Source organism: Bradyrhizobium sp. MI1.11 (assembly GCF_055811255.1).
The window spans coordinates 277702-295280 of the sequence record NZ_JBVVPM010000001.1; the positions used below are offsets into that span (position 1 = coordinate 277702).

20 protein-coding genes are annotated in these 17579 nt (G+C 63.7%); 11 read left to right on the top strand and 9 right to left on the bottom strand.

Annotated features, from left to right (window positions below; all coding sequences use genetic code 11):
* From AC0L30_RS01260 to flaF, 3 genes are all read left to right on the top strand, one after another.
* On the top strand, positions 1–975 hold a 975-nt coding region (locus AC0L30_RS01260), incomplete at its 5' end, for a flagellin (RefSeq protein ID WP_473403636.1).
* A gap of 242 nt (positions 976–1217) precedes the next feature.
* Positions 1218–3458: a DUF1522 domain-containing protein gene (locus tag AC0L30_RS01265; protein ID WP_473403637.1), complete on the top strand. Its 2241-nt coding sequence runs from the start codon at positions 1218–1220 to the stop codon at positions 3456–3458.
* A 287-nt stretch (positions 3459–3745) separates the two neighbouring features.
* Positions 3746–4114, top strand: a complete 369-nt coding sequence (gene flaF / locus AC0L30_RS01270; protein WP_007602113.1) for a flagellar biosynthesis regulator FlaF — start codon at positions 3746–3748, stop codon at positions 4112–4114.
* Between the two features lie 141 nt (positions 4115–4255).
* Here flaF and AC0L30_RS01275 read toward each other — a convergent pair whose 3' ends face one another.
* The 4 genes from AC0L30_RS01275 to AC0L30_RS01290 all read right to left on the bottom strand — a co-directional run bounded on the left by AC0L30_RS01275 (position 4256) and on the right by AC0L30_RS01290 (position 6773).
* Positions 4256–4615, bottom strand: a complete 360-nt coding sequence (locus tag AC0L30_RS01275) for a hypothetical protein (RefSeq protein ID WP_027567591.1) — start codon at positions 4613–4615, stop codon at positions 4256–4258.
* 159 nt (positions 4616–4774) lie between these two features.
* Entirely contained in the window at positions 4775–5272 is a 498-nt protein-coding gene (locus AC0L30_RS01280; protein ID WP_007602115.1) for a hypothetical protein, read from the bottom strand.
* An 11-nt stretch (positions 5273–5283) separates the two neighbouring features.
* Positions 5284–5649 (bottom strand): flagellar assembly peptidoglycan hydrolase FlgJ, encoded by a 366-nt coding sequence (gene flgJ / locus AC0L30_RS01285; protein ID WP_473403638.1) that lies wholly within the window; start codon positions 5647–5649, stop codon positions 5284–5286.
* The gene (locus tag AC0L30_RS01290) at positions 5649–6773 is read right to left on the bottom strand and encodes a flagellar basal body P-ring protein FlgI (RefSeq protein ID WP_219685064.1); all 1125 of its coding nucleotides are present in this window, start codon (positions 6771–6773) and stop codon (positions 5649–5651) included. Before AC0L30_RS01290 ends, flgJ begins: the two co-directional genes overlap by 1 nt.
* Before the next feature lie 270 nt (positions 6774–7043).
* Between AC0L30_RS01290 and AC0L30_RS01295 the strand changes: the two genes are divergently transcribed.
* On the top strand, positions 7044–7457 hold the full coding sequence (locus AC0L30_RS01295) for a flagellar assembly protein FliX (protein WP_473403639.1): 414 nt from the start codon (positions 7044–7046) through the stop codon (positions 7455–7457).
* Between the two features lie 4 nt (positions 7458–7461).
* On the opposite strand, the gene AC0L30_RS01300 is transcribed toward AC0L30_RS01295, so the two are convergent.
* Positions 7462–7833: a winged helix-turn-helix transcriptional regulator gene (locus tag AC0L30_RS01300; protein WP_007602122.1), complete on the bottom strand. Its 372-nt coding sequence runs from the start codon at positions 7831–7833 to the stop codon at positions 7462–7464.
* A gap of 149 nt (positions 7834–7982) precedes the next feature.
* On the opposite strand from AC0L30_RS01300, the gene AC0L30_RS01305 reads away from it, so the two are divergent.
* From AC0L30_RS01305 to AC0L30_RS01315, 3 genes are all read left to right on the top strand, one after another.
* Positions 7983–8594, top strand: a complete 612-nt coding sequence (locus AC0L30_RS01305) for an NAD(P)-dependent oxidoreductase (RefSeq protein ID WP_473403640.1) — start codon at positions 7983–7985, stop codon at positions 8592–8594.
* 216 nt (positions 8595–8810) lie between these two features.
* Complete coding sequence (gene dksA, locus AC0L30_RS01310; RefSeq protein ID WP_008554760.1) at positions 8811–9176, top strand: RNA polymerase-binding protein DksA; 366 nt, start codon at positions 8811–8813, stop codon at positions 9174–9176.
* Between the two features lie 519 nt (positions 9177–9695).
* Positions 9696–10475 carry a 2-keto-4-pentenoate hydratase gene (locus AC0L30_RS01315; RefSeq protein WP_473255192.1) on the top strand — a complete coding sequence of 260 codons (780 nt, stop codon included), beginning with the start codon at positions 9696–9698 and terminating at the stop codon, positions 10473–10475.
* A 297-nt stretch (positions 10476–10772) separates the two neighbouring features.
* Here the strand turns inward: AC0L30_RS01315 and flgH are convergent, their stop codons facing one another.
* The 4 genes from flgH to flgF are packed head-to-tail and all read right to left on the bottom strand — an operon-like array spanning position 10773 to position 14260.
* Positions 10773–11540: a flagellar basal body L-ring protein FlgH gene (flgH, locus tag AC0L30_RS01320; protein WP_027518924.1), complete on the bottom strand. Its 768-nt coding sequence runs from the start codon at positions 11538–11540 to the stop codon at positions 10773–10775.
* A 3-nt stretch (positions 11541–11543) separates the two neighbouring features.
* Positions 11544–12683, bottom strand: a complete 1140-nt coding sequence (gene flgA / locus AC0L30_RS01325) for a flagellar basal body P-ring formation chaperone FlgA (RefSeq protein ID WP_473403641.1) — start codon at positions 12681–12683, stop codon at positions 11544–11546.
* A 10-nt stretch (positions 12684–12693) separates the two neighbouring features.
* A complete protein-coding gene (gene flgG, locus AC0L30_RS01330; RefSeq protein WP_007602131.1) occupies positions 12694–13482 on the bottom strand; it encodes a flagellar basal-body rod protein FlgG in 789 nt (262 codons plus the stop codon).
* A gap of 16 nt (positions 13483–13498) precedes the next feature.
* Entirely contained in the window at positions 13499–14260 is a 762-nt protein-coding gene (gene flgF, locus AC0L30_RS01335; protein ID WP_473403642.1) for a flagellar basal-body rod protein FlgF, read from the bottom strand.
* A gap of 379 nt (positions 14261–14639) precedes the next feature.
* Between flgF and fliL the strand changes: the two genes are divergently transcribed.
* The 4 genes from fliL to AC0L30_RS01355 are packed head-to-tail and all read left to right on the top strand — an operon-like array spanning position 14640 to position 17573.
* On the top strand, positions 14640–15140 hold the full coding sequence (gene fliL, locus AC0L30_RS01340; protein WP_473403643.1) for a flagellar basal body-associated protein FliL: 501 nt from the start codon (positions 14640–14642) through the stop codon (positions 15138–15140).
* A gap of 19 nt (positions 15141–15159) precedes the next feature.
* Positions 15160–16362, top strand: a complete 1203-nt coding sequence (gene fliM / locus AC0L30_RS01345) for a flagellar motor switch protein FliM (protein WP_007602134.1) — start codon at positions 15160–15162, stop codon at positions 16360–16362.
* The gene (locus AC0L30_RS01350) at positions 16359–16805 is read left to right on the top strand and encodes a DUF6468 domain-containing protein (protein ID WP_007612299.1); all 447 of its coding nucleotides are present in this window, start codon (positions 16359–16361) and stop codon (positions 16803–16805) included. Before fliM ends, AC0L30_RS01350 begins: the two co-directional genes overlap by 4 nt.
* A 9-nt stretch (positions 16806–16814) precedes the next feature.
* A complete protein-coding gene (locus AC0L30_RS01355; protein ID WP_219685048.1) occupies positions 16815–17573 on the top strand; it encodes a MotE family protein in 759 nt (252 codons plus the stop codon).
* Positions 17574–17579 lie beyond the last annotated feature (6 nt).

The window sequence follows — 17579 nt, forward strand, 5'->3', positions numbered from 1 at the left end:
ACGGGCGCGACGAACTCCTCGATCGTCGCCGGCGCTCTGCACATCTCCACCGGCGCCAATGCGGATCTGTCGATCACGGGTTCGGGCAATGCGCTGTCCTCGCTCGGTCTGACCGGCTCGACCGGCACCGGCACCGCCTTCACCGCGAGCCGCTCACCTGCGTCCGGCAGCATCTCGGGCAAGACCTTGACCTTCGCTTCCTTCAACGGCGGCACGGCGGTCAACGTCACCTTCGGCGACGGCACCAACGGCACCGTCAAGACGCTGGATCAGCTGAATACGCACCTTCAGGCCAACAACCTTGCCGCCACGATCGATGCCAATGGCCTGCTTACCATCTCGACGACCAACGAGTACGCCTCCTCGACGATCGGCTCGGCCGTCGCAGGCGGCGTGATCGGCGGCACGATCACCTCGGCCCTGAGCTGGACGAATGCGACGACGCCGACTGTCGATCCGGTGGCGCAGGCTACCCGCTCCAACCTCGTGGCCCAGTACAACAACATCCTGGCGCAGATCGACACCACGTCGGTCGACGCGTCCTTCAATGGTGTCAACCTGCTCAATGGCGACCAGCTCAAGCTGGTGTTCGACGAGACGGCCAAGTCGACCTTGAACATCACCGGTGTCACCTTCAACTCGAAGGGACTCGGCCTCGCCGGCCTGTTGCAGGGCACCGACTTCATCGACAACGCCGCGACCAACAAGGTGCTCGTCAGCCTGAACTCGGCCTCGAGCACGCTGCGGTCGGAAGCTTCGACTCTCGGTTCGAACCTCTCGGTCGTGCAGATCCGTCAGGACTTCAACAAGAACCTGATCAACGTGCTGCAGACCGGTTCGTCCAACCTGACGCTGGCCGACACCAACGAGGAAGCGGCCAACAGCCAGGCACTGTCGACCCGTCAGTCGATCGCGGTCTCCGCGCTGTCGCTGGCCAACCAGTCGCAGCAGAGCGTGCTCCAGCTGCTCCGCTAATAAGCAACTGAAATCACAAGAAAAATACGACGGCGGGGCCTCGGCTCCGCCGCTTTTTTGCGTGCGCGGAGACCGTGCAGATTGTGCGGCCGAGGCCGGGAAGGGACGCTAACCCGGCATTAACCGTATCCCTTAAACCGTCGTTAACCATACTTTAAAGGACAGCCCCTAAGAGTGGACAAAAGCCCGCTTTCCAGATCGGCGAGCCCCGATTCGTACCCGGTTCAAGAGGAAGACCCGCCATGTCCAACATCGTTCTCTCGGCGTCGGTTCGCCAGAACCTGTTGTCCCTGCAGTCGACGGCCGACCTGCTGGCCACGACACAGCAGCGCCTCTCGACCGGCAAGAAGGTCAACACGGCGCTCGACAACCCGACCAACTTCTTCACCGCGCAAGGGTTGGACAACCGGGCGAGCGACATCAGCAACCTGCTCGACGGCATCAACAACGGTGTGCAGGTGCTGCAGGCCGCCAACACCGGCATCACCTCGCTGCAAAAGCTCATCGACAGCGCCAAATCGATCGCGAACCAGGCGCTTCAGACCACGGTCGGCTATTCGACCAAATCGAACATCACGACCACGATCCCGGGGGCTACGCCAGCCGATCTTCGCGGCACCACGAGCTACACCTACGCAACCGCAACCGGCAATGTCGTCACCAACGGTACTGCCGGCGGTACGACTCCGATCACTGGCACGACCACGCTCGGCGGCATTTCGCAAGCCCTGACCGGCAATGCCGCTCCCGACGGTGCTGGCACGGTAGCAAGCCTGGCCGTGGGCCTGACTCTGCTTGGCACGCCGAGCGGCACCACCATTGCGGCGAACGGTGCGCCGTCGGACGGCGACGTCATGATCGTCGACGGCAAGACCATCACGTTCCGGGCCGGCGCTGCGCCCGCGGTGGCCAGCGTTCCCGCCGGCTCCGGCAAGAACAACAACGTCGTTACCGACGGCAATGGCAATTCGACCGTTTACCTCGGGACAAACGCCGTCCCGGCCGCAAACGTCCAGGACGTGATGGACGCGATCGATCTTGCGACCGGCGTGCAAAAGGCGGCCATCGCCGGCGGCACTGCGGTGTTGTCGCTCTCGTCGGGCGCCGTCGCCTCCATCGCCGGCGGCCAGCTCACCCTCACCACCGGCACGGGCGCCGACCTCAGCATCACCGGCAAGGCCGACTTCCTCAAGGCGCTTGGTCTGACGACCGCGACCGGTTCCGGCAACGTCAATGTGACCAAGGCACGTCTGACGAGCCCCACGACGCTGGGCTCGCTCATCAATGACGGCTCCACGCTGAACGTTGACGGCAAGACGGTGTCGTTCAAGAACGCGGCGGTTCCTGCTACGGCTCCGACGGGGTCCACCAAGATCGGCAACATCGTCACCGACAACAACGGCAACTCCATCGTTTATCTCCAGGGCGCAAGCGTTCAGGACTCGCTGAATGCGATCGACCTGGCTTCGGGTGCCGGCATCGTCAGCGGCAGCGCCGTGGCAGCGGCGAGCGGTTCGTCGCTTTCTTCGGTCGTCAACGGAGCTCTCAAGCTCAGCACCGGCACCTCGGCGGATTTGTCGATCACCGGCACGGGCAACGCGCTGTCCGCGTTCGGCCTGACCGGTCCGACTGGCACTGGCACGGCCTTCACGGCTGGTCGCGCGCCCGGAGCGGGCAGCATCTCGGGCAAGACCCTGACCTTTACCTCGTTCAACGGCGGCACGCCGGTCAACGTGACCTTCGGTGACGGTACCAACGGCACCGTCAAGACGCTCGATCAACTGAATTCTCAGTTGCAGGCGAACCATCTGACCGCGACGATCGACGCCAACGGCGTGCTCACGATCACCACCGTCAACGAGTATGCTTCCTCGACGCTAGGCTCAGTGACCGCCGGGGGCGCGGTCGCCGGCACGATCACGGGCGTGGTCGCGTTCACGACCGCGCAGCCGCCGATCCAGGATCCGGTCGCGCAGACGGCGCGCTCGAACCTGGTCAACCAGTTCAACAACATCCTGGCGCAGATCGATACGACTTCGCAGGATGCCTCCTTCAACGGCGTCAACCTGCTCAACGGCGACACGCTGAAGCTGATCTTCAACGAGACCGGCAGCTCCACGCTCGGCATCAACGGCGTGGTCTTCAACGCGGCGGGCCTCGGTCTCAGCAACCTCGTCAACGGTATCGACTTCATCGACAACGGTGCCACCAACAGGGTGCTGGCGAGCCTCAACGCCGCCTCGAGCACGCTGCGCTCGGAAGGCTCGGCGCTCGGTTCGAATCTCTCGATCGTGCAGGTGCGTCAGGACTTCTCGAAGAATCTGATCAACGTGCTGCAGACCGGCTCGTCCAACCTGACGCTCGCCGACACCAACGAGGAAGCGGCCAACAGCCAGGCGCTGTCGACCCGCCAGTCGATCGCGGTCTCCGCGCTGTCGCTGGCCAACCAGTCGCAGCAGAGCGTGCTGCAGCTGCTCCGCTAATCTCGCAGCGCAAGATACTGAATCGGAATATCGCGGCGGGGCTCATGCTCCGCCGTTTTTATGAAGATCGCTAAGGCAGGATTAGCCGAGATTGATGCGCATCATGCGAGGTGTGTTTACAGCATGCTCGTGCGCATCTAGCTTTGCGACGAAGCACTCCGTGACCCGTAATAATCCGGAGTGCTTCCAAGCACACACGTAAGCAAATCTTAAGCGGTGCTGCCTAGGGTCGGGAAAGAAATCCTTAAGCGCGTTCAACGGGCTAGGTAACCTCCAGGGTGTGATTGATGTCGAATTCCGCTGCCTCGGCCTACGCGCGTGTTGCAACGACCACCGCATCTCCTCGCGACATCGAAGCGCAGACCCTGCTCAAGGCCGCGAACAAGCTTCAGGATGCGATCAACAGCGCCGAGCCGTTCAGCGAGCAGACCACGCAGGCCCTGATGTTCAATCGCAAGCTCTGGACGATCTTTCTGGGCGAGGCCATGCGCGAGAACAATCCGCAGCCGATCGAGGTCCGGCAGAAGATCGCCAACATCAGCGTGTTCGTGCTGAGCCAGACCGCCGCGCTGCAGATGAGCCCGCAGTTCGATCACTTCCGTCCCCTGATCGAGATCAACCGCAATATCGCCGCTGGTCTGTCCGGCCGTCCGTGATCGAGCACGGCTCGTTCCGCGGCGGCAATATCAAGTTCAAGTGACGGATAGCGGCAAGGCGCAGATCAACAACGTCGTCACCGGTCCCGCGACCGTTCGAGCGATCTCGATGTTGCCGTTCCGACGCTCGACGCCTGATGGTCAGGCGCTGCGGTCCGTGCTGGCCGGACGCGAGGGCTCGGATTTCAAATCCTGCGCATGGAAATAGGCCCGCCGGCGCAGCATTGCCTCGTCGGGGAACTGGTTGACCACCGCGTCGGTCCTGTCGTTGACGACCTGGAAGACGAACGACGCCGCCGCTTGGTCGAACACGACCTGGCGTGAGACGTTCTCGCTGCTTCGCAAATCATTGCGTGCAGGCGCGCTCGCCTCGCCAGCGGCCACTGTCTGGCTCACGGGCAGATCGGTTTGCACGGCCTCGTTCGCCGCCGCATTCGACGTCGTTACGATCTGCACGGCGACCGGTATCCCCACCGGCCTGATGCTGAAATCTGTACTCATGGCAGCCTCCTGGTTGCCTCACGTGAGTCAAATCCCAACCCCTCTCAATACGCAACCATGGAACACCGGGATTGAACATCCGGTAAGGAAACGTGCCTAACCGCGCGACGATGTTGCCCCGCGGTTTTTCGTAAAATTGTCATTTGTTATTGCGCGCGCTCAGAGCGAGCGGCTGACCGCGAGCGGCGTGATGTGGCGCGGGCCCGGCGTGGCGCGGCGTCCCGCGGCCGTGTAGGTGTTCGGCACGTTGCGCTTCTGGATCTCGGCGTTGACGCCGCGCACGACGCTCTCCGACACCGCGTGAGCGGTTGCGAGCACGGTGAGGTTGACCTGGAGCATCGCGCGGAATGCATCATGGTGCCGATGCAGCGTCGAGAGCAGCTCGGGCGCGGATTTGGCGAGCTGGGCCTGGTTCGCCTTCAACTGGGTGACGGCGCCGACATAGTTTCGCGACAGTTCCTGCTTCTTGCTCTCGAGGGTCATCGCCTCGCGGACTTGGCCGGCACGTACCAGCTCGGTCTCGCGCTCGATCAGGCCGAGCAGGGCACTCATCGCATCCATCAACTGCTCGGCGATCTTGCGCGCCTCGGCGCTGCCGGATGCGGTGTTCGGGCGCTGCGCTTGCACCGGCTGACGCGAGGCGTTGAAGTGGTTCATCTCGTTTGACCTTATGCCGTGCGGATCGTTTTTGCCTGCTGCATGATCAGGGTGCGATAGACGTCGGTGGCGATGCCGACGCCGCCGGCGTTGGCGAAGTTCTTGGAATATTGCTCGGTCAGCATTGAGCGCCACACGCCGGTGCCAGGGGTGTCGCCGAACGGGCCTTCGCCCTTCAGACCCGAGGTCATCTGCGAGAACATGCTGTTGAGGAACATCGCCTCGAAGTCGGTGGCGATCTTCTGCGCCTTGACCTGCTGCTTCGGCGAGACCTTCTGCAGTGCCGCGGCGAGATCGAAGTCCGGGCGGCCGTTGCGGCTCTCCACCGAGAAGGCGGAGCTGGCGAGCCGTGCGGGGTTGACCATGCCGGCCTGCATCACATCACCTCGATGTCGGCTTCGATCGCACCGGCGGCCTTGATCGCCTGCAGGATGCTGATGAGATCGCGCGGGCCGATGCCGAGGCCGTTGAGGCCGTCCACGAGCTGCTGAAGCGAGACGCCGTCCTTGACGACGGCGAACTTCTTGCCGTCCTCGGTGACGCTGACGCTGCTGCGCGGCGCGACCACGGTCCGCCCCCGCGACAGCGGGTTGGGCTGGCTGACCTGCGGGCTCTCGGAGATCGTGACGGTGAGGTTGCCCTGTGCGACCGCAACGGTGGCGACGCGGACGTCGCGGCCCATCACGATGATGCCGCTGCGTTCGTCGATGATGATCTTGGCGGCGAGATCCGGATCGACCTGGAGCTGCTCGATCTCGGTGAGAAAGGCGACGACGTTGCCCTTGAACTCCGGTGGGATCGCAAGCTGCACGGTCGATGGGTCGATCGGCTCGGCGGTCTTGACGCCGAGATAGTCGTTGATCGCGGCGGCGATCCGCTTGGCCGTGGTGAAGTCGGCATTGCGCAGCGCAAGACGGACGTTCGGCAGGCGATTGAGCGCGAACTCGATCTCCCGCTCGATGATGGCACCGTTGACGATGCGTCCGACGGTCGGCACGCCACGCACGATTTTCGCCGCCTCACCTTCGGCCTGGAAGCCGGATATCGCGAGCGAGCCCTGTGCGACCGAATAGACGTTGCCGTCGGCGCCGAGGAGTGGGGTGACGAGCAGGGTGCCGCCCTGGAGATTCTTGGCGTCGCCGAGCGCGGAGACGGTGACGTCCATGCGCGTGCCCTGGGTGGCGAAGGCCGGCAGATTGCCTGTCACCATCACGGCGGCGACGTTGCCGGTGCGGATGGTGGCGCCGCGGATGTTGACGCCCATGCGCTCGAGCATCGCTTGCAGCGACTGCTTGGTGAAGGGGATGTTGTTGAGGGTGTCGCCGGTGCCGTTGAGGCCGACGACGAGGCCATAGCCGATGAGCTGGTTCTGCCGCACGCCTTCGATGTTGGCGAGATCCTTGATGCGCGATGTCGCGCTTGCAGAATTGGCCGAGAGCACCAGCGCTGACAGCGCGGCGCAGGCCACCCCCACAAGTCTCACCCAACGAACGCTTGGCATCCTCTGCTCCCCGAGGCTCCTCAAATCAAAGAACCATCGCGACACTCCCATGACGAGCTGGTCCGACGCTGTCCTTGCGAGCGCTGTGCCAAGTCGGGGCAGCGGGGGTAGGTAGCTGAATAGGTTGAATAAATCTGTTTCGAGCGACCTCAGCCTGTGTTGTCTCTGAGGAGCGAAACTGCCGCCTGTCGGCAGATTTTGCCGGGCTGTTTACGGGCCGTTAACCATAAAACGGCGAATGTGGCACATCGATCACCCGGATTGCTTCCGATGCGCATCTACGGACCGAACGGCACCACGCTTGGAACGCCGGCCACCCAGGCCAGGCGGACGAGCTCCGGCACCTTCGTGTTGCCCGACACCTCGTCGGCGCCGGAGACGCGGGGCGCCGCGGCGCCGAAGGCCGCCGCCAACATCGACGGGCTGCTGGCGCTGCAAGGCATCGAGGAGGATCCGGTCGAGCGTCGCAAGCGCTCGGTCGTGCGTGGAAAGACCGCGCTCGACGTGCTCGACGATCTCAAGATGGGACTTCTCTCCGGCAAGCTCGACGCCTCGACCGTGATGCGGCTGCGTGACGCTGCGGCGAACCTGAAATCGTCCTCCGGCGATCCCGGCCTGGATTCGGTGCTGTCCGAGATCGAGCTGCGCGTCGAGGTCGAGCTCGCCAAGGCCGGGCAGGCGTAGCGTCTTACGCCGCTTCATCCTTCAACTGCGAATCGTAGCGGCGCTGGGCGGCCAGCACGTCTTTCAGATTCTGTTCGGCCCAATCGCGCAGCGGATCGACGGCGGCGGCGAGCGTCACGCCAAGCTGCGTGATCGAGTATTCCACGGTCACCGGCACCGTTGCGATGGCGTGACGCTTGAGCAATCCATCGCGCTCGAGCGACTTGAGAACCTGGCTCAGCATCTTCTGCGAAATGCCTTCAATCGTCCGGCGCAACTGATTGAAGCGCATCGGCTCCTCGCGCAGCAGCAGCAGGATCAGCACCGCCCACTTGTCACCGACGCGGTCGAGGATCTGTCGCGTGGGGCAGTTCGCTGCGTAGACGTCTGGCTTCATCGTCGGGTCCTCACGATCCATTCCACTGATTTGCCGGCCGCCGCCGGTTACTCCTGTGTAATCAGGTAAGCACAAAGTGCTCTCTTAACACCAGCGCTCTTTGCGATATCTAGTTACCCATAGTTACCACAGAAGCAAAGGAGCCTTTCATGAAAATCGCAGTTACCGGCGCCTCGGGCCGGGCCGGGTCGGAGATCACCAAGGAACTGTCCCGCCGCGGCCACACGGTTACGGCCATCGCCCGCAACCCTGAGCAGATCGCCGCCCTGCCGAACGTCACCCCCACCAAGGGGGACGTGCTCGACCAGCCAGGCCTTGCCAAGCTGTGGGCCGGGCACGACGTCGCCGTGAGTTCCGTGCACTTCCTGGCCAGTGACGCGCTCAAGCTGATCGGTGCGGCCAAGGACTCCAAGGTCGGTCGTTACCTCGTCGTCGGCGGAGCCGGCAGCCTGGAGGTCGCTCCGGGCGTCAAACTGGTGACAACTCCCGGCTTTCCGGCTCAGTACAAGGCCGAGGCGGAGGCGGGTTCGGCCTTTCTCGACCTGCTACGGCGGGAAAAGGAGCTGAACTGGACCTTCATCTCGCCGTCGGCCCTGTTCATCGAGGGGGAGCGCACCGGCAAGTTCCGGCTTGGGACCGATCAGCTTCTCGCAGATGCGAACGGGAAGAGCTGGATCACCTTCGCGGACTACGCCATCGCGCTCGCCGACGAGATCGAGCGGCCGGCCCATGAAAGGCAGCGTTTCACGGTCGGCTACTAGGCTGTCGGCTGCTCCCGGGCCCTTCAGGATAAACCTTTCCTGTGCAAGGGCTTGGGGGCGCCGGTCGGGCGATCAGGGAAACATTGTCTGTCACAGGAGGCCGCTATATAACGCCCCGCTCAGCGGACCCCGTTCCGCGTACGAGTCGTTGCTTAGACAGATAGGCCGCCCTTGGAAAAGTTGAAAAACTACCGACCGACCGAAAAAGAGCCTTTCATGAACGACAGGCAGAAGGAGTACTTCCGATTGAAGCTCCTCGCCTGGAAGGATGAGATCCTCAAAGAGTCCAAGCTCACCCTGCAAGCCCTGCAGGAGGAGAACGTGAACCACCCCGATCTCGCCGATCGGGCATCGTCCGAAACCGACCGCGCCATCGAACTCCGTGCCCGCGACCGCCAGCGCAAGTTGATCGCCAAGATCGACGCCGCGCTCCAGCGTATCGAGGACAACACCTACGGCTATTGCGAGGACACCGGCGAGCCGATCTCGTTGAAGCGGCTCGAGGCCCGTCCCATCGCGACGCTCTCGGTGGAGGCGCAGGAGCGCCACGAGAAACGCGAGAAGGTCTATCGCGACGAATAGATTCCGAGCCGCAGCGATGCGGCTCTTTGTTTTTGAACGCAAGGCGCGCCTTTTCGCGTCGTGATCAGCATTTTGCCTGTCGCTTGCAACCGCGCATTCGGCGCGCGAGCGCAATCGCGAAAAGTGAATCGCGATCAATGGGCTAGACTCAACTCCTCCGAGCTCACGTGAGTTCGGATGAGAAACAGCCTTCACTTCAGGTGCGGGAGGTTTTGCGAGTCGCATCAAGGACATCGACTCGAATGCTGAGGCACCGATCCAGCAGCTTCACGCATTGCTGCAATCAGGCCTGATGCGACGCTACAAGGCGCGCATCCCGATAAAGCCCGGACCAGCTCAATATTTCCTTAAACGCCGGCACAGCCCGTGTGGCTTGCCATGATGTGCCCGATCAGCATTCGCAGCTCATCCAGCTTGGGTTGGCGATGACGTGCTGCCGTGGGGTCTCTTGCGCTTGTCACGCCCCGGCGGGGATGCTGAAGTGCCGCCCTCGATTGTGGTGTGTAGGAGGCGGCGCCGATGGACAGAATTCTCGCAGCCGCAAAGGCGATCGCGCTGGCGCGCCGCAACCATGCACCGCTCGCGGCGCTCGAAGTTCCTCCGGCCGATGAAGCCGAGGGCTATCAGGTCCAGCGCGCGCTGCACGATCTACTGCTGCCGCATGTCGGCCCGCTGGTCGGTTACAAGATCGGCTGCACCAGCCAGGTGATGCAGGAATACATCGGCATTCCGCATCCTTGCGGCGGCGGCGTGTTCCAGAAGGGCGTCCACGACAGCGGTGTGCGGCTCGCGGCTGCCGACTATGTCCGCGTCGGCGTCGAATGCGAGATCGCGGTGCGGCTGAAGCGCAATCTCGCCGCCGGCGAGGCGCCGTTCACGGCCGAATGGGTCGGCGAAGCCGTCGAGGCCTATCATCCCGCGATCGAGATCGTCGACGACCGCTATGTGAAGTGGGAAACGATGGGGGCGCCGACGCTGATCGCCGACGATTTCTTCGCCGCCGGCTGCGTGCTGGGTGAGGTCGTGCCGCGCTCGTCGGTGCCGGACCTGAAGGCGGTCAAAGGCCGCGCCATCGTCAACGGCGAAGAGGTCAGCCACGGCACCGGCGCCGACGTGCTCGGCCATCCCCACAACGCACTCGCCTGGCTCGCCAACCATCTCGCCGCCGAGGGCAAGGGTCTGCACGCGGGACAGCTCGTGCTGACGGGGAGCCTGGTCAAGACGCTGTGGCTGAAAGCCGGCGACAAGGTGCGAATGGAGCTGGACGGGCTGGGGACGGTGGAGGCGGAGTTTACGTAGGCGCTGCGGGCACTGCGTCGTCATTCCCCGCGAAGGCGGGGAATCCAGTACGCCACGGCTTCTCGGTTCATCACTGACGTCTCGAAATACTGGATCGCTCGCCTTCGCGGGCGATGACAGTTGAGAGGGCGGATAGGGGGAGCGGCGTCGCTGCAATCGCGCGTGCCCGACGCGCTGTACGCAGCCGACGCCACCTCAAAATACATGCGGCCCTCGCCAGGGGAGCTGGCGAGGGCCGCGTCGTACATCGTCGTCCGCGCCTAGGTTCGCGAACACGATGTGGGAGCTCGGGAGAAGCTAGAAAGGTAGCAGCACGTCCATGACTTGCTGGCCGTAGCGCGGTTGCTGCACGTCCATGATCTGGCCGCGGCCGCCGTAGGCGATGCGGGCCTGCGCGATCTTGGTGGAATCGATCGTGTTGTCGCTCTGGATGTCTTCCGGACGGACGATGCCGGCGACGATGAGCTCGCGGATTTCGTAGTTGACGCGGATCTCCTGCTTGCCTTCGACCACGAGGTTGCCGTTGGGCAGGACCTGGGTGACGACGGCTGCGACGTTGGTCTGCAACGCTTCCTTGCGGTCCACGCTTCCTTTGCCCTCGCTGGACGCGGTCGAGTCGGCGGTGAGGATGCGGCCGGGCAACACCTTCTGCGCTTGGGCGCCCAATGTCTTGGCGCCGATGAAGTCGGTGATTCCGGAATCTTCCTTGTTGGTGCGGCTGCGCTGGGTATCGTTTTCGATATTGGCCTTGTCGGTGATGTTCACGGCCACCGTCAGGAGATCGCCGACCTGGTGGGCGCGCTGGTCCTTGAAGAAGGCACGGCTGCCGTTGCGCCACAGCGAGTTCGGGTTGTAGGAGGCGACTTCCGGCTTCGGCATCGGCATCTGCACCGGCTTGTAACCGGGCTGCGTCGTCGGATTGTCGATCGCCGATAATTTCGGCTGCTCGCCGATCTGCGACAAGCGGTCGATCGAGGAGCAGCCGCTCGCCAGCGCGCAAGTCGCCAGCAGCAGGGCAGAGATCGCGATGCGACGAAGACGAAAAGCCGAACTGAACGTGGACATGACTTACTCTGACTTGGCTGGAGCTTGCGAGACGCGAACTTGCGGGATCTGGGCTTGTGCGATCTGGGCCGGGGATGCCGGGGTCTGGACCAGGTTCCGGACGAGGGCTGCGGTATCGACGGGGGCGGGCGCCTCGTCGCGCTTGAGCGAGGAGGTCTGCTCGACCGCGGCCGGCATCGGCGCGGCCTGGCTGGCGCCCTGGACCGTCACCTGGCCGCGGCCGGTGACGACGCCGCTCAGCGTGCGCTTGGTCTGCAGATTGAGCACGCTGATGGTGTCGCCCTCGGCGCCGCTCTCGATCGCCTTGCCGCGCGTGGTGAGGTAGATTCCGGGGACCTGATAAATAACAGTGACGTTCTGGTCGCGCTGCACGAAGTCGGGCTTGACGATGTCGGCGACGCGGATGGGAGTGCCCGCCCGCATCGGCCGGCGGAGTTGCATGCCGAGCGTGCGATCGCGCGAGGCGGCCTCACCCGTGACCTCGGCCTTCGGCCGGCGCTCCATGGCGACGTCGGAGGCCTTCAGGAGATCGACACGATCGATGTCGCGCGTCAGCACGGCCACTTCTACCGTTTCGATCGCGGTGCCGGTGAAACGCAGCTTGGTCGGTGCCGGATTGCTGTCGTTGTTGATCTCGAAGGCGATGTCGAAACGGCCGCTGCGGGCGTCATAGCGGGTTGCGACCGGCTGCAGCGTGCCGGTGTTGGAGGCATCCAACCGCATGTCGGCAATGCCGCGGTCGAACGTGACGGTGATGTTGGCAGCATCGCCAAGTCCAAAGCGGCGCTCGAGCGCTGAGGCGACCGCGGTTTCGAGGTCCTTGTTTACGAGCGTGCGGGCGAGACGGGTGACCTGGACCTCCTTGATGTCGCCGGTCATCACGCCGATCACCTGCTTTGCGCGCAACACCGCCAGCACGTGGGCGACCGGCAGCGCACCAGTGGTGCCGAGATCGGGCGAGCGGTAGACCGGGATCAGCGCGGCCGAGCCGGCATTGTCGATGAGATCGCCGACCCGCACCACGTCCGAGGTCACGGTGATGCTCGCGCGCAGCGTCGGAGTCGCGATGAAATCGTCGGCGGCCCGTGCGGGCAGCGCCAGCACGAGGAGAGCGGAGATCGTGGCGAGGGTGGTGCGGATCATCGTCATCACCTCAGCGGAACAACGCCGTGGTCGACTGCATCATCTGGTCGGCGGCGCTGATCACCTTGGCGTTCATCTCGTAGGCGCGCTGGGCGGCGATCAGGTCGCTCATCTCCGAGACGACGTCGACATTGGCCTGCTCGAGGCTGCTCTGCGTGATGTTGCCGAAACCTTCGGAGCTCGCGGTACCGTCCTGCGGCGGGCCGGAGGAGGGCGTCTCGGTGAACTGATTGTTGCCGACCGGCTGGAGGCCCGCCTTGTTGATGAATCGGGTCAGGCCGATCTGGCCCTGGACGGCCGAGGTCGAGGAACCTGGCAGCGTCACGGAGACCTGGCCCTGCACGTTGATGGTGAGGCCCGAAGCGTTGTTCGGGATCGTGATCGTCGGTTGTACCGGGTTGCCCTGCGCGGTGACGATGCGCCCCTGATTGTCCATCTGGAAGGTGCCGTCGCGGGTGTACTGGTAGCTGCCGTCGGGCATCAGGATCTTGAAGAAGCCTTCGCCCGTGATGGCCATGTCGAGGTCGTTGCCGGTCTGCGACAGCGTGCCCTGGGTCATGCTGCGCGGCGTGCCGACGGTCTTGACGCCGCCGCCGATGTCGACGCCGACCGGCAGGATGGTGCCCTGGTCGGACGATTGGGCGCCGACGCGGCGGACGTGTTCGTAGATCAGGTCCTGGAACGCCGCGGTCTGCTTCTTGAAGCCGGTGGTGCGCAGGTTCGCGATGTTGTTGGAGATCACCTGAACGTTGAGTTCCTGTGCCGCCATTCCGGTTGCTGCGGTGTGAAGCGCCTGCATGTCAGTTCTCCCTCAATCAGGCCGGAACGTCGGCGAGCTTCTCGATCGCCGACTTGTGCATGTCACTCTGCTGCTGGAGCAGGTTGGCGATGGCGGTGTAGCTGCGCATGACTTCGACCATGCGGCTCATCTCACCGACCGAGTTCACGTTCGACTTCTCGACATAGCCCTGCTGCACGGTCGACTTGGCGTCGGCCTGCGGGACCGCGGAGCCGATGTCGTAAAGGTTGGCGCCGAGCTTGGTCAGCTTGGCCGGATCGTCGAACGAGGCCATGCGGATCTTGCCGCGGATCGAGTCGTTCTTGGCCGTGCCCTCGAGTACCGTGACGGTGCCGTCCGGCGCGACGTTGATGTCGTGGTCGGTCGGCTGGAAGGTGATCGGGCCGCTGGTGCCCAGCACGAGGTTGCCGTCGGAGGTGACGAGCTGGCCGGTGTTGTTGAGCGAGAATTTGCCGTCGCGGGTGTAGCGCTCGGCGCCATTGGCCTGAACCGCGAAATAGGCGTTGCCGCTGATCGCCATGTCGAGTGGATTCTTGGTCGGCTCCATCGGCCCCTGGCCGACGTCGCGGAAAGTGCCGCGGTCCTGCACATAGGAGACCCGGCGGTCGGAGCCGACGAAATTGTCCTCACGCGCGTTCGAGTTGAGGTACTCCTCGAACAGCGAATGGTCGGCCTTGAAGCCATTGGTGTTGGCGTTGGCGACGTTGTTGGCGATGACATCCATCTGCCGTTCCAACGTCATCTGTCGTGACAACCCGATCAGAAGCGCGTTCTGCATCGGAAATCTCCCCTGAGTGAGATCCGCCAGCTCGCCCTCCCAAGCGCCTTGGCCGATCCCGTGAACGAGATCTCGGGTTCTCCCAAACCCTGGGTCTCGATCCTTTCTTAGCGAAACTCGTGCCAAGCTTAAAAATCGTGTAATTTCAACAGCTTGATTGTTTTTCGAGGGCGCGGGGAGGCGGCAGAAAGGGTCTGTTAGCCATGTTTGCCCGGCAGATTTTTCCTAGTGAAGGCCCAATCGAAAGGTTCCGTTAACCATTATTACCGTAGCGTTTGCGCGTAAGAGGAGCACTGCGCTGGGGCATTTGTATCGCGTCACTGTCTGCCAGGAGCTTCGCTCTTTCGACCCCTTTGAGAGATGAGCGAGCGCGGCGATCATGGCAGAGAATGAAGCGGAAGGTGGCGGAGCCACTGAGGGCGCGGAAGCCGCTCCGCCCAAGAACAAGTTCAAGCTGATGATCATGGTGGTAGGCCTGCTCGCCGTTCTCGGCGGGGGCGCCGCGACCTGGTTCTTCTTTTTCCGTCACGGCGACGACGAGCATCACGCCGAGGCGGCGCCTCCGCCGAAGCCGCCGTCTTTCGTCGAGGTTCCCGACATCATGGTCAACCTCGCCGGCGCGCCGGGCGAGCGCGTGCAATATCTGAAGCTCAAGATCGTGCTGGAGCTGAAGGAAGAGAAGCAGGTCGAGGCGATCAAGCCGACGATGCCGCGCATCACCGACATCTTCCAGACCTATGCGCGCGAGCTGCGCTCCTCTGACCTCAACGGTTCCGCCGGCATCTTCCGCCTCAAGGAAGAGTTGACCAAGCGCGTCAACGCGGCGGTCGCTCCGGTCCAGGTCAGCGCGGTGCTGTTCAAGGAAGTCGTGATCCAGTGAGCATGACGGGCTAGGGATCATGGCAGGCACCGACCAACCAGACCAGGATGCAATTGCCGCCCAATGGGAGGCCTCGCTTGATTCCGAGGATCCCGCCGAGGCCGCGAAGGCTGCTGCTGAAAATGAACTATCGGAGACCATGGCCCTGCAATGGGCGGCCATGGTCGAGGATGGCAGCCGCGATCTCGGAGCCGGCAAGAATTCCGGCGAACGGGTGCTGTCGCAGGAGGAGATCGACAACCTCCTCGGCTTCGCGGTCGGCGACGTCACGCTCGACGACCATTCCGGCATTCGCGCCATCATCGATTCGGCGATGGTCTCCTACGAGCGTCTGCCGATGCTCGAAATCGTCTTCGACCGCCTGGTGCGGCTGCTGACGACCTCCTTACGCAATTTCACCTCCGACAACGTCGAAGTCTCGCTCGACCGCATCACCTCGGTGCGCTTCGGCGACTACATGAACTCGATTCCGCTGCCCGCCGTCCTCACCGTCTTCAAAGCCGAAGAGTGGGACAATTTCGGCATGGCCGTGGTCGATTCCAGCCTGATCTACTCGATGATCGACGTGCTGCTCGGCGGCCGCCGCGGCTCGAGCCAGCTGCGCATCGAGGGCCGGCCCTACACCACGATCGAGACGGAGTTGGTCAAGCGGCTGGTCGAAGTCGTCATGACCGATGCCGAACAGGCGTTCCGGCCGCTGTCGCCGGTGACCTTCACCATCGACCGGCTCGAGACCAACCCGCGTTTCGCCGCGATCAGCCGTCCCGCCAACGCCGCGATCCTGGTGCGCCTGCGCATCGACATGGAAGATCGCGGCGGCAACATCGAGCTGTTGCTGCCTTACGCGACCATCGAGCCGATCCGGGGCGTCCTGCTCCAGATGTTCATGGGCGAAAAGTTCGGCCGCGACCAGATCTGGGAAGGCCATTTCGCCACCGAGATCGTCCAGGCCGAGATCTCCGTCGACGCCGTGCTCTACGAAGCCGACATTCCGCTCAAGCAGTTGATGCGGCTGAAGGTCGGCGACACGCTGCCGCTGGACATGCGCGCGGATGCCAACGTCACCGTTCGCTGCGGCGACGTCACCATCACCGAAGGACGCATGGGCCGGGTCGGCGATCGCGTCGCGATACGGGTGACGAAACCCTTGCGCAAGCCAAGTACGACACTTGCGATGTTCGAAAAGGTCGACGAGCAGAACAAGATGATGGAGGCCCCATGAACCACTCCCTAGGAATGGCGATCGAGACGCTGGTGGCTATCCTGCTGATGCTGACCATCGTCTACTGCGTCACGCTCAACAAGCGGCTGACGCGGCTGAAGGCGGACGAGCATTCGCTGAAGGCGGTCATCGGCGAGCTGATCACCGCAACCGAGATCGCCGAGCGCGCGATCGGCGGGCTGAAGCTCGCCGTGCGCGACGTGAACGAGAACCTCGGCAGCCAGCTCGCGTCGGCGACCCAGATGTCCGAGCAGCTCTACAAGCAGCTCGGCGAAGCCGATAATGTGGTGCGGCGCCTGTCCAAGATCGCGATCGCCGCGCGCCCCGTGACGAACCCGGAGACGGTCGCCGCGCCCGCAGCCAAGCCCTCGTCGGCGAAGGCGGTGGCGGCTGCGGCCGAAGCCTTCTCCGAGCGCCGACGATCCAACGGTCTTGCCGCATAAAGTCAGGGTATGAAGTCTTTTCGCAACATCCGCGTCATTCCGATCGTGCTGGTTGCCGTTGCTGGCCTCGCCACGCTGAAGGTCACGGGTCTTGTGATCAATGGCGGCTATGTCTTCGACTACAAGCCGAGCCAGACCAAGAAGTCCTGGGCGCAGGAGAATCTGAACTTCCCGGCCAGCCGTGAGGATCCCGACATCACGGGCTCGACCCATGGCGCGCCGAAGGAGGCGCCGAAGCCGGCCGCACCCGACACCAAGTCCGAAGGCGCCGCCGTCAAGGAGGAAGCCCAGTCGCAGATCTCCGCCTCGGAGCGCGCGATCCTGGAACGCTTGCAGTCGCGCCGCCAGGAGATCGAGGCCCGCCAGCGCGAGATCGACATCCGCGAGAGCCTGTTGAAATCCGCCGAGAAGCGCATCGAAAACAAGGTCGAGGAGATGAAGGCGGTAGAAACCCGTATCTCCGCGACACAGGCCGAGCAGAAGGCCGCCGAAGCCCAGCGCATGAAGGGCCTCGTGACCATGTATGAGGGCATGAAGCCCAAGGACGCCGCGCGGGTCTTTGACCGGCTCGAGATGGGCGTGCTGATCGAGATCGCCTCGCAGATCGCGCCGCGAAAAATGTCGGACATCATGGGATTGATGTCCCCGGAGGCCGCCGAGCGGCTGACGGTCGAGATGGCCCGCCGGGCCAATGGCGGCGGCGATCAGTCCGCTTCGGCCGGCGAGCTGCCCAAGATCGACGGCAAGCCGACGCAAAAGCCGAATTGAGGGCTC